At 67.5% G+C, this 12,329-nt stretch carries 9 protein-coding genes; 3 read left to right on the forward strand and 6 right to left on the reverse strand.

Going from position 1 to position 12,329, the window contains the following annotated elements; all coding sequences use genetic code 11:
- Positions 1–177: 177 nt before the first annotated feature.
- The gene (locus MF609_RS01885; RefSeq protein WP_242414629.1) at positions 178–1,179 is read left to right on the forward strand and encodes a threonine aldolase family protein; all 1,002 of its coding nucleotides are present in this window, start codon (positions 178–180) and stop codon (positions 1,177–1,179) included.
- A complete protein-coding gene (locus MF609_RS01890; RefSeq protein ID WP_242414630.1) occupies positions 1,176–2,087 on the forward strand; it encodes a DMT family transporter in 912 nt (303 codons plus the stop codon). Before MF609_RS01885 ends, MF609_RS01890 begins: the two co-directional genes overlap by 4 nt.
- Here MF609_RS01890 and MF609_RS01895 read toward each other — a convergent pair.
- The 3 genes from MF609_RS01895 to MF609_RS01905 form a co-directional block, all read right to left on the reverse strand.
- Positions 1,997–2,824, reverse strand: coding sequence for a Rossmann-fold NAD(P)-binding domain-containing protein (locus MF609_RS01895; RefSeq protein WP_242414631.1), 828 nt, complete (start codon positions 2,822–2,824; stop codon positions 1,997–1,999). The genes MF609_RS01890 and MF609_RS01895 overlap by 91 nt on opposite strands.
- 643 nt (positions 2,825–3,467) lie before the next feature.
- The gene (locus MF609_RS01900) at positions 3,468–5,114 is read right to left on the reverse strand and encodes a M28 family metallopeptidase (protein WP_242414632.1); all 1,647 of its coding nucleotides are present in this window, start codon (positions 5,112–5,114) and stop codon (positions 3,468–3,470) included.
- Between the two features lie 95 nt (positions 5,115–5,209).
- A complete protein-coding gene (locus tag MF609_RS01905; RefSeq protein ID WP_242414633.1) occupies positions 5,210–6,895 on the reverse strand; it encodes a M20/M25/M40 family metallo-hydrolase in 1,686 nt (561 codons plus the stop codon).
- Positions 6,896–6,992: 97 nt separating this feature from the next.
- On the opposite strand from MF609_RS01905, the gene pepN reads away from it, so the two are divergent.
- Positions 6,993–9,581, forward strand: a complete 2,589-nt coding sequence (gene pepN, locus MF609_RS01910) for an aminopeptidase N (protein WP_242415151.1) — start codon at positions 6,993–6,995, stop codon at positions 9,579–9,581.
- A 115-nt stretch (positions 9,582–9,696) separates the two neighbouring features.
- On the opposite strand, the gene MF609_RS01915 is transcribed toward pepN, so the two are convergent.
- From MF609_RS01915 to MF609_RS01925, 3 genes are read right to left on the reverse strand one after another with little or no spacing between them, the layout of a single operon-like run.
- Positions 9,697–10,890, reverse strand: coding sequence for a glycosyltransferase (locus MF609_RS01915; RefSeq protein ID WP_242414634.1), 1,194 nt, complete (start codon positions 10,888–10,890; stop codon positions 9,697–9,699).
- Between the two features lie 12 nt (positions 10,891–10,902).
- Complete coding sequence (locus tag MF609_RS01920) at positions 10,903–11,415, reverse strand: DUF2141 domain-containing protein (protein ID WP_242414635.1); 513 nt, start codon at positions 11,413–11,415, stop codon at positions 10,903–10,905.
- Complete coding sequence (locus MF609_RS01925; protein ID WP_242414636.1) at positions 11,415–12,329, reverse strand: hypothetical protein; 915 nt, start codon at positions 12,327–12,329, stop codon at positions 11,415–11,417. Before MF609_RS01925 ends, MF609_RS01920 begins: the two co-directional genes overlap by 1 nt.

Genomic DNA, 12,329 nt, shown 5'->3' on the forward strand with positions numbered 1-12,329 from the left:
GTTGGAGTGACGCACATCCCACACTCGTCACCCCGGGCTTGACCCGGGGTCCCGCTTCTTCTGAGACCGTCGAAAGGAAGCGGGACCCCGGATCAAGTCCGGGGTGACGGAAATGGAAGACGCTGGCCGTTACAACGCCCGGTTGACCCCCATCGCCGATCCGCCCAAGGCAGGGCCATGCGTTTCTTCTCCGACAATGCCGCCCCCGCCTGCCCCGCCGTGCTGGACGCGATCGTCGCGGCGAACGGGCAGGATACCGCCTATGACGGCGATGCGCTCAGCCGGCAGCTCGACGCGCGCTTCGGCGACCTGTTCGATTGCGAGGTCGCGGTGCTGTGGGTGCCGAGCGGAACGGCGGCCAACTGCCTCGCGCTCGCCGCGATGTGCCCGCCGCATGGCGGCATCGTCTGTCACAGAGAGGCGCATATCCAGAACGACGAGGGTGGCGCGCCCGAATTCTACACCCATGGCGCGAAGCTCACGCTGCTAGATGGCGACGGTGCGAAGCTCGACGCGCCGGTGATCGAGGCGTTCCTGTCGACGATCCGCGACGACGTGCATCAGGTGCAGCCGCACGCCATCTCGATCACCCAGGCGACCGAGGCCGGGCGGGTCTATTCGCCGCAGGAAGTCGCCGCGATCGGGGCGCTGGCGCGGGCACGCGGGCTGGGCCTGCACATGGACGGGGCGCGCTTCGCCAATGCCGTGGCGCATCTGGGTTGCACGCCCGCCGAGGTGACGTGGCAGGCGGGTGTCGACGCGCTGTCATTCGGCTTCATCAAGAATGGGGGCATGTCGGCGGAGGCCTTGGTGTTCTTTCGGCCGGAGTTGGCGAAGGTTGCGCATTATCGGCGCAAGCGGGCGGGGCTGCTGGCGTCCAAGGGGCGGTTCCTGGCGGCGCAGTTGCTGGGGATGCTGGACGGGGATGTGTGGCTGGCCAATGCCCGCGCCGCCAACAAGGGCGCGTCGATGTTGGCACAGGCGGCGGGGGACCGGCTGGTCCATCCGGTCGAGGCGAACGAGGTGTTCCTGCACCTGACCGCCGAAGAAGCCGCCGGCCTGCGCGCGCAAGGTTTTGATTTCTATGACTGGGGCGTGGGGCAAGCGCGGCTGGTGGTGGCGTGGGACCAGGATGCCGCGACCGTCGCCCCGCTGGCGCAGGCGATCGCGAACTTATGACCGATACCCCGCGTTCGGCGACCCCGGCGGTCCTGATCCCGTTCGCCATCGTCACGCTGATCTGGGGATCGACGTGGATCGTGATCCGCGACCAGTTGGGCGTGGTACCGGCGTCATGGTCGGTCACCTATCGGTTCCTGATCGCCGGCGTCACGATGCTGCTATGGGCATGGTGGCGCGGCGACCGGATCGCGCTCGACCGGCGGGGCCTGTTCTTCGCCGCAGGCCTCGGCGTCGCGCAATTCTGCCTGAACTTCAACTTCGTCTATCGTGCCGAGGAATATGTGACGTCCGGGCTGGTGGCGCTGATGTATGCGCTGCTGATCGTGCCCAATTCGATCCTCGCCCGCATCTTCCTCGGCCAGCGGATGGGGCGGCAGCTGCTGGTCGGGTCGGCGATCGCGCTGAGCGGCGTCGCCCTGCTGTTCCTGCACGAAGCGCGCGTCCATCCCGAAAATGGCGGTGCGGTGCTGCTCGGCCTGGCCATCGCGCTGGCCGGGGTGTTCTCCGCATCGGCGGCGAATGTGATGCAGGCGACGCCGACCGCCAAGGCCTATCCGATGGTGCCGCTGCTCGGCATCGCCATGCTGATCGGGGCCGGCATCGATGCTGGCTATGCCACCGCGACGGTCGGGCCGCCGGTATTCGACTGGCGATGGGCCTATGTCGGCGGGCTGCTCTATCTGGGCATCGTCGCGTCGGCGGTCGCCTTCACCCTCTATTTCGGGCTGATCCGCGTGATCGGCCCGGCCAAGGCGGCGTATAACGGCGTCGTCGTGCCGGTGATCGCGATGCTGCTGTCGACCCTGTTCGAGGGCTATCGCTGGTCGCCGCTCGCCGGGGCCGGGGCGGCGCTGGCGCTCGCCGGGCTGGTCGTGGCACTCAAGGCGCGCAGGCCGAACCGGTAATCGGGATAGGCCGGCCGCCAGCCCAGCACCCGCTTCGCCCGCCCGTTCGCCACCCGCCGGTTCTCCCCATAAAAGGCGCGCGCCATCGGGCTGAGCGTTGCCAGCGCGACGAAGGGCGGCGGTTCGAGGCCCAGCAGCCGCGCGGCATAAACGACGACATCGTTCTGGGGCGCGGGGCAATCGTCGGACAGGTTGTAGGCACCCGCCGGCCCCGACAGCCCGCGCGCGACGCCATCGGCGATATCGGCGACATGGACGCGGCTGAACACCTGTCCGGGGCTGTCGACGCGGTGCGCCTCCCCCGCCGCCACCCGTTCGAGCGGGGAGCGGCCCGGACCATAGATGCCGGGCAGGCGGAACACCCGTGCGCCCAGCGCCAGCCATGCGGCATCGGCATCGTTGCGGTTCGCGCGGCGGCCGGCGATCGGCGCGCTTTCGTCGACCCAGCCGCCGCCGGCATCGCCATACACCCCGGTCGACGACAGATAGGCGAGCGTCGGCCCGGCAAGCAGGTCGCGATAGTCGCGCAACACCGGGTCGCCGTCCCGGTCAGGCGGCACGCTGGACAGGATCGCGGTCGCCTGTCGCGCTTCGAACGCCACGCGGTCATGGTCGGCAAAGGCGATGGTGCCGTCACGGCCGTCGCGGGTGGTGCCGACGACGCGCCAGCCATGGGGGACAAGCCGCGCGGCGATGGCGCGGGAGGCATAGCCCATGCCGAAGATCAGGAGGCGCATCGGCTTATTCCCGTCCCGGCCGTACCCCCGCGCAGGCAGGGGTACAGAGCCAGGCAACGACCGGGTCCGTTCGTGACCCTAGGCCCCCGCCTGCGCGGGGGCACGGTCATGCCTGTAGCAAAGACCCGTTGCCTTCCATCGTCGCCCCAGCGCAGGCTGGGGCCTCCCGCGGCGAGGCGCGCGTTCATGCAGCGGGGAGATCCCAGCCTTCGCTGGGATGACGTGTGTGGTGCGGAAGATGGGGCAGCAAAGGCCCCTTCCCTTCTATCGTCGCGCCAGCGGAGGCTGGGGTCTTCCGCGGCGAGGCGCGCGGTCATGCAACGAGGAGATTCCGGCCTGCGCCGGGATGACGTGTGTGGTGAGGGAGCGGGGGCAGCAAAGGCGCCTTCCCTTCTGTCGTCGCCCCAGCGCAGGCTGGCGCCTCCCGCGGCGAGGCGCGCGTTCATGCAACGGGGAGATCCCAGCCTTCGCTGGGATGACGTTCGTGGCAAGGAAGTGGGGGCAGGAAAGGCCCCTGCTCTTCTATCGTCGCCCCAGCGCAGGTTGGGGCCTTCCGCGGCGAGGCGCGCGTTCGTGCAACGGGTAGATTCCGGCCTGCGCCGGGATGACGTATGTGGTGAGGCGGCGGCGGGTAGGTTGACGCTCACTTCGCGCCATAGCCGTTGTACAGCAGGCCGAAATAATCGCCCTTGTTCCAGCGCGGCCGGGCGTCCGCATCGGCGAGGTCGAGCGCGATGTCGTGGTTGATCGCGACGAATATCCGCCCCGCCGTCCAGTCGAATTTCTGGTTCATGTCGTCGCCCGGCTGGTGGTAGCGATGCTCGAGGAAGTCGGCGACCGCCGCCTTGCCCGGCCCCTTCCACCCGGTGTCGAGCGACACCGCCGGAATGCCCGCCTTGACGAAGCTGTAATGATCGGAGCGGACGAAGATCGCCTCTTCCGGTTCGGGATCGGGGCTGAGCGCGATGCCGCGCTTGCCTGCCGCCCGTGCCACCGCCTGCGCAACGGTCGAATGGTCCGCGCCGATCGCGACCATATCCTCGAACCGATAGGACAGGATCGGCATGTCGAGATTGACGTCGGCGACGATCGTCCCCGGCACGGTCGGATGGGTCGCGAAATATTCGCTGCCGATCAGCCCCTTTTCCTCCGCCGTCACGCTGACGAAGACCAGGCTGCGGCGGGGTTTGCGCGGGTCGGCGGCGAACTGTTTCGCGACTTCGATCATCGCCGCGGTGCCGACGCCATTGTCCATCGCGCCGTTGTTGATGACGTCCGCGCCCTTGGGCAGGGTCGGGTCGGTCGAGATGCCGATATGGTCGAGATGCGCGGACAGCGCGACATATTCGCCCTTCAGTGCGGGATCGCTGCCGGGCAGGACGCCGACGACGTTGCTGCTGGCGAAGCGCGTGACCTTCGAACGCTGGCGCGTCGTCACGCGCACCCCGGTCGCGCCGCGCGGCACGGGGTTGCCGGCAGCCTCCGCCTTCACGACCGCCGCCCAGTCGAGCGCCGAGCCGGTGAACAGCTTTGCCGCACCGCTTGCGCTGAGCGATGCGATCGATGGTGCGCCGCTGCCCGCGACATGCGGCTGGCCGTCCTTGCCGACCCATGTCATGCGCGGGCTGCGATAGACCGACATCAGGTAGCTGAAGGGATAGCGATGCGTCTGTTCGGTATTCTCGATCTGGATCACGCCGATCGCGCCATGCGCCGCCGCCGTCGCCCGCTTGGTATCGCCGCTGCCCAGATGCGCGCGGATCTCGCTCGGCAGGCTGGCGGGCGCGCCATAGAGATAGGCGACGATCCTGCCGCGCACGTCGAGGCCGGCATAATCGTCGATGCCGTTCGCCGCATCGACCACGCCACGCCCGACGAAGACGATTTCGCCCGAGCGGCGCAGATCGGGTTCGAGGAAGCTGGTCGAGGTCAGGTAATCGCTGCCGAAGGTCAGCTTGGGCCGTCCGGCGGCGGTGAGGCTCCCGTTCCCCGCCGGCACCGCCGAGGCGAGCGGCACGCGTTGCAGATAGGTGCCGTCGTCACCCGCCGGTTGCAGGCCCGCCGCGCGCATCTGATCGGCGACATAGGCGGCGGCGCGGTCATATTCGGGGGTGCCGGGCGCGCGGCCCTTCATGTCGTCGGAGGCGAGGAACGCGACATGGGCGCGCATTGCCGCTTCGTCCGGGGTCAGCGGGGCGGTCTGGGCGAACGCTCCGGTGGAGGCGAGCAGCAGCAGCGGTATCAGGGCACGCATCGACAATTCCTTCTGCGTCGCGCGAAAGATCGTCATGCCAGCGCAGGCTGGCATCTCCCCGTGGCGAAGTGCGACGCCCGCCACGGGGAGGCCCCAGCCTGCGCTGGGGCGACGTCATGGGGCAGCGGCGGTTACTTCGCGCCGTAGCCGTTATAGAGCGTGCCGAAGAAATCACCCTTGTTCCACGCCGGACGCTGGGGGGCATCGGCGATGTCGCGGGCGATCTGATAGTTCACGTTGATGAAGCGTTCGCCCGATTCCCAGTCGATCGGCGGCCCCTGCACCACCTCGTCCGACGGCTGGTGATAGTTGTTGGCGAAGAACGCATCGACCGCCGCCTTGCCCGGCCCCGACGTGCCCGGCCACAGGAACACCGACGGTACGCCCTGCTGCACGAAGCGATAATGGTCGGAGCGTACGAACAGCGCCATGTCGGGCATCGGATCGGGCGAGAAGCTGACCCCCGCCGTCGCCGCCGCGCGCTTGACGATATCGCCCAGCGTCGAACGCACCGCGCCGAAGGCGATAACGTCGGTGAACTTGTAGGTGATGATCGGCATGTCGAGATTGACGTCGGCGACCATCTTGGCACCCGGCATCACCTTGGCGATCGTCGGGTTGTGCGCGAAGTAATCGGAGCCGACCAGCCCCTTTTCCTCGGCGGTGACCGCGAGGAACAGGATCGAGCGGCGCGGCGCCTTGCCCGATGCCTTGAAGCGCTTGGCTTCCTCGATCAACGAGGCGATGCCGACCGCATTGTCCATCGCGCCGTTGTAGATGGTGTCGCCCTTCTTGTTCGGAGCGCCCACGCCGACATGGTCGAGATGCGCCGACAGCACGACCGTTTCCGGCGCGACGGTCGGATCGCTGCCCGGCAGGAGGCCGGCGACATTGTAGCTGGGCAGCGGGGTGGTGACGGTCTTGATCGCCACGTCCAGCCGGGGCTTCAGCGCCAGCCCGCGAAACTTGCCCTTGCCCGGCAGGGCGGCGGCCGCCTTGGCCCAGGTCGTGCCCGATCCGGCGAACAGCTTTTCGGCACCGGCAGCGGAGAGCGTCGCGAGCGTCGGCACGCCGCCGCCCATGATGTGGCCCTTGCCGTCCGCCTCGGCCCAGGTGACGCTGGTCGGCTGGGCGGTGGCGACGGTCTTGGCCATCGGCATCCGCGCGGAAACTTCGGGGGTCTGGAGCGCGATGATGCCGACCGCGCCCTTCGCCTTCGCGATCGCCGCCTTGGTCGGCAGGCCGCCGAAATGCGCCGCTTCCTCGCTGTCGAGGCCGGTGGGCGCGCCGCGCACCACCGCCACGATCTTGCCGCGCACGTCGAGGCCGGCATAATCGTCACGCGTCGGCGACGACACGCCATAGCCGACATAGACGACCGGTGCGGCCAGCGTGGTATCCGCCGCCGCCGGATTGATGCCCGGCAGATAATCCTGGCCGAAGGTCAGCGCCTGCCCGTTCAGGCTCAGCTTGCCCATGTCGGCCGGGCCGACCTTGATGAGCGGTACGCGCTGCAGATAGCTGCCATCGTCGCCCGCCGGGCGCAGGCCCGCGGCATAGAATTGCGATGCGACATATTGCGCGGCGATGTCATATTCGGGCGAGCCGGCATCGCGGCCGCGCATCGCGTCGCTGGCAAGGAACATGACATGCGCCTTCATCGCCGCCTGCGCGGGCGGCAGGACGGCGTTGATCTCGCCATTGCGCGCCTGAAGTTCGGCGGCAGTGGGAGCAGGCTGGGCGGGAGCCGGCGGCGCATCCTGCGCGATGGCGGCGGTGCTGATGAGAAGACCGAGCAACAAGGCTGGACGGAACATTGGAATCCTTCGACAAGCGATCATAGATACAGGCGTAGCTTGTGCCGTGGCCCCGCGCAACGCGGGGTCCGAATGCGAATGAAGGTCGAGAATGATGATGGTCGATGCGACGCGTACCCCGACGACCCCGCCCGTCATCCGCCGCAGCGATTATCGCCCGCCGGCATGGCATGTGCCGGAGATCGCTCTGGAATTCGATCTCGACCCCCAGGCGACCCGCGTCACCGCGACGCTGATTGTCACGCGGAACGGCGACGAACCGCTGCGGCTGGACGGCGATGGCCTGACGCCGCGTTCGGTGCTGGTCGACGGGGTGTCGCTCGACGACTGGCGGCTGGAGGAGGGCGCGCTGGTCCTCGATCTGCCCGGCGACCGGCATGAGGTGACGACCGAGGTCGTGATCGAACCGCAGGCCAATACCCAGCTGATGGGGCTGTACGCCTCGGGCGGGAATCTGTGCACCCAGTGCGAGGCGGAGGGGTTTCGCCGCATCACCTTCTTCCCCGACCGGCCCGACATTCTCAGCCGTTATCGCGTGAAGATGATCGCCGACAAGGCGCGCTTCCCGGTGCTGCTGGCCAATGGCGATCCGGTGGCGTCGGGCGATCTGGGCGATGGTCGCCACTGGGCGGAATGGGCGGATCCGTTCCCCAAGCCCAGCTATCTCTTCGCATTGGTCGCGGGCGATCTGGTCGCCAACCATGCGCAGTTCGTTACCGCTTCGGGCCGCGAGGTGCAGCTCGGCATCTGGGTCCGCGCGCCCGATCTGGCGAAGACCGACCATGCGATGCGCGCGCTGAAGACGTCGATGGCGTGGGACGAACGGGTCTATGGCCGCGAATACGACCTCGACGTGTTCAACATCGTCGCGGTCGACGATTTCAATTTCGGGGCAATGGAGAACAAGGGGCTGAACATCTTCAACAGCCGCTACATCCTGGCGGACCCCGATACCGCGACCGATTACGACTATGACGGCATCGCTGCCGTCGTGGCGCATGAATATTTCCACAACTGGTCGGGCAACCGCGTCACCTGTCGCGACTGGTTCCAGCTGTCGTTGAAGGAGGGGTTCACCGTCCTGCGCGACCAGCAATTCTCGGCCGATCAGGGGTCGGCGGCGGTCAAGCGGATCGAGGATGTGCGCTCGCTGCGCGCGTCGCAGTTCCCGGAGGATGCCGGCCCCCTCGCCCATCCGATCCGGCCCGATGCGTATCAGGAGATCAGCAACTTCTATACCGCCACCATCTATAACAAGGGGGCGGAGGTCGTGCGCATGATCGCGACGATCCTGGGGAACCAAGCGTTTCGCGCCGGTACCGACCTGTATTTCAGCCGCCATGACGGCACGGCCGCGACCTGCGAGGATTTCGTGGTGGCGATGGAGGACGCCTCGGGCGTCGATCTGTCCGCCTTCAGCCTGTGGTACAGCCAGGCCGGAACCCCGCGCGTGTCGGCGACGCTGGAGCATCATGCCGGCGGCGGGCGGGCCACGCTGTCGCTGCGCCAGAGCGTGCCGCCGACGCCGGGACAGGATAACAAGCAGCCGATGGTCCTGCCGCTGAAACTCCGCCTGTTCGGCGCGGAGACCGGCCGGCCGCTCAGCGACGAACAGCTGTTCCTGTTCGATCAGGACGTGACCGCCATCACCTTCGAAACGGTCACCGAACGCCCGGTACTGTCGATCAATCGCGGCTTTTCGGCGCCGGTGATCGTCGAAACCGACCGGACCTCGGCCGACCTCGCGTTCCTGAGCGCACATGACGACGATCCGTTCGCGCGGTACGAGGCAATGCAGCAGCTGATGCTCGACACGCTGGTCGCCTCGGTCGCGAGCGGCCATGGCGAGCATCGCGCGGTGATCGACGCCATCGCCAACACGCTGGCCGACGATCGCCTCGACCGGGCGTTCGTTGCCGAGGCGGTGCTGCTGCCCTCCGACAGCTTCGTCGGCGACCAGATGGGCGTGGTCGATCCCGACGCGATCTTCGCCGCGCGCGAGGCGTTGCGGGCCGATATCGGTCGCGCGCTGCTGCCCGAATGGCGCGCCGCCTATGCCGCGACGCAGGCGGACGCGTTCGAATATAGCCCCGATGCCAAGGGCAAGCGCCGGCTGCGCACCGTGGCGCTGGGCTATATCGCCGCATCGGGGGCGAGCGATGCCGACGCCATCGCCTTTGCCCAGTTCGAACAGGCCGACAACATGACCGACCGGCAGGGCGCGTTGATGACGTTGGTCAATTCGGAGTCGGACGACCGGATCGCCGCGCTCGACATCTTCTACAACCGGTATCGCGACAATGGCCTGGTGCTGGACAAATGGTTCACGACCCAGGCGCTGTCGACGCGGGCCGATGCGTTCGAACAGGTCGAGGAACTGGCCGGGCATCGCGACTTCACGCTCACCAACCCCAACCGCGCGCGCGCGCTGATCGGGGCGTTCAGCATGAACCAGCGGGCGTTCCACCGGGCGGACGGTGCCGGATACCGGTTCCTCGCCGACCAGCTGATCGCGCTGGACCGGATCAACCCGCAGACCGCCGCCAAGATGCTGCCCCCGCTCGGCCGCTGGCGCCGGTTCGACCGGGCGCGGGGCGAATTGATGCGAGCGGAGCTGGACCGGATCCTGTCGGTGCCGGGACTGTCGAAGGATATGCTGGAGCAGGTGGGGAAGTCGCTGAGCTGATTCCGAGCAACAGGCGTCATCCCAGCGAAGGCTGGGATCTTTCGGTGATAGCACGCAGCAGGAACCGCGAGAGACCCCAGCCTCCGCTGGGGTGACGCCAAGGATCGAGAATCGATTACTTCGCGAACCATTCCGGGAAACGCTGCGCCTTTTCCGCGACCAGCGTTTCGTAATAGCGCATCAGGTCGACCGCATGGTCGCGATCGGTGCGCACCCGCGCCGCCGCCGCATTCGCCGCCGCCTTCACCACATCATAGTCCCGCGCGAACATCCGCTCGATCGCGTCCGCCGCCGATCGCGGATCGCGCGCGGCATAGGTTTCGGCATAGTCCGGTTCGGCGATCTCGGCACAGCCGCCCTCGTCCGGCACGATCAGCGGCAGGCCCGAAGCCAGCCCCTCCAGCCCGACCAGCCCGAACGGTTCGGCGTCCGAGCCGTGGATCAGCGCATCGCAGCTCGCCATGATCCGCGCGAGCCGCACCCGGTCATAGACCGGGCGGAACAGCTTGATGTGCGGGCTGTTCTTCAGCCGGCGTTCCAGCCGCGCGGTATGCACGCCGCTGCCGATCTGGATCATGCCGACCGGCAGATGTTCACCCGCCATCTCCACCGCGTCGAAGATCATCGGCCAGCGTTTTTCGGCATGGTGCCGCCCCAGCCCCAGCAGCAAATGCCCTTCGGGCGGCAGGCCGAGTTGCTCCAGCAGCGAGGCCCGCAACTGTTCGTCGCGATGTTCGGGTGAAAAGAACCCGCGCTGGATGCCGAGCGGCATCGAGGCATGGACGGTCAGGCCGCGTGCGGCGTGGCGCTTTTCCAGCGCCGGGCCGTTGGTGACGAACGCATCCATCCTGGCGAGATATTTCGCCATGTAGCGCGTCCACCACATGAACGCCTCCTCGATCCGCTCGCGGCTGGCCAGCCGTTCGAACCAGCGCAGCGGATAGGCGCCGACATTGTCGTTATGCGCGAAATAGACCTTTACCGCGTGCCCCGGCCAATCGGCGACGATGGTGGCGGGCCGCCACGGACTCGATGCCTCGACGACGTCGGGATGCAGTTCGTCGAGCAGCGCGTGGATCGCCCCGCCGCGTATGAAGATGCCGTAATTGGGGTCGAGGACCAGGGTCGGCGCCTTCACCCAATAGATGCGCCCGCCGCCGGGACGCTCCTCGACCGCATTCTCCTTGGCAGGGGCGATGACGATCAGTTCATGACCCAGCTCGGCCATGATCGTCATCTTGTGGTCGATATAGGTGCGGACCCCCCCGCCGGTCGGCGAGTAGAATTCGTTGACGTCGACGACGCGCATCGGGGATGTGCTTCAGTCGAGCGGGGCGAAACCGCCCAGCCCGCGCAGATACTGGGCGCGCACCGTCGTCGTCACCACGCCGGCGGGGACGTTGACGATCGCCTGCGCCAGCTTCGGGCGGGCACGGCCGAGTTTGGCGGGACCGGGAAAGCCCGCCCCGTCGCGCATGAAATTGAACTTGTTGCGCCCATCGCGGTCATGGGTGAACAGCAGCGCATAGCGGCCGGGCGACGGCGCGCGGATGCACAGCTGCACATTGCCCGATGCCGGCATGTCGGCCCAGACCCGGCGGAAGAACTTGCCCTCCTTGCGCAGGTCGCGATCGTCCTTCAGGAAATCATCCTCGTTCGCCGGATAGAGCTCCAGCTTCAACCGACCGGTACGATCCTTCAGGCCGACCACGTTGACGCGGATCGCCGGGCCCTGGTTCGCATTGCACGCGGCGGCATCGCTGCCGATCGACTGGGCGGCGGCGGGACCGGCCACGAGCAACGCCGCACCCAGCAGCGTCAGGGGCAATTTCATCATTCTTTCCTTGCAAGCGCAGGAAGCCCGAATGCTGCCATCAGCACCACATGTGCGAACAGAGTGAGAGTCGCGACGAATGCGACCAGGTCGGACAGGGCTTCGCCATGCCCGATAAACATAATCGCGAAGTTGGCGAAAAGAAGGTCTTTGTTCGGCAACAGCGGCAGCCGCGCCACGACCAGTCGTCCGGCGGCCAGGAACAGCCACCAGGTGATCGAGACATTGGGCATCGCGAAATAGCTGGCGATACCGAAGGCCAGCGACCCCAGCACCAGCCGGGCGCAGTGGATGCCGAAGATCCAGCGGAGCATCGCGCCGGGCAGCGAAAACACGCGGCGCGAGAACAGCAGCAGCACGCCCGAAATCCCGACCGCGACCGCCGCCGACCAGGCGAGCATCCGCAGTTGCGCCGGGGGTAACAGTTCGAACGCGAAGGGGAGCGCTACCGCCAGCATCCCCACCGTCACGATATTGCCGGCGATGCCCGACAGGATCGTCACGTCCTTCACCGCGCCGAACGGGGCGGTCACCATCTTCAACCGGGCCCGCGCCCAGGCATAGAAGAACACGTCGCCCGAATAGCCGATGACGACATCGTTGGCGATCCGTTTGCGCACCAGCGCGCCGAACCCGTCGAACGGCAACCGCCACAGCCGGCGAAAGATGATGAAGTCGAACAGCGGCGGCGAGAAATAGGCAAGCGCGAAGAACAGGTAGAACCACGGCGAATCCGGCGCGGCCAGTTCGACCCCGGCCCAGCCATGGTCGAACAGCTCCCACGACAGGCCGAGGATCATCAGGCCGGAGAGCAAAGCGCCCAGAATGCGCGGCCAGCGCGGGCGCAACCGCTCCAGCGGCTCCAGCCCGGCGAGATCGGGACGCGCGCCAGCAGTGTCTGCTTCGGTTACCAT

This window comes from Sphingomonas panni (genome assembly GCF_022664435.1).
Lineage (GTDB): Bacteria > Pseudomonadota > Alphaproteobacteria > Sphingomonadales > Sphingomonadaceae > Sphingomonas > Sphingomonas panni.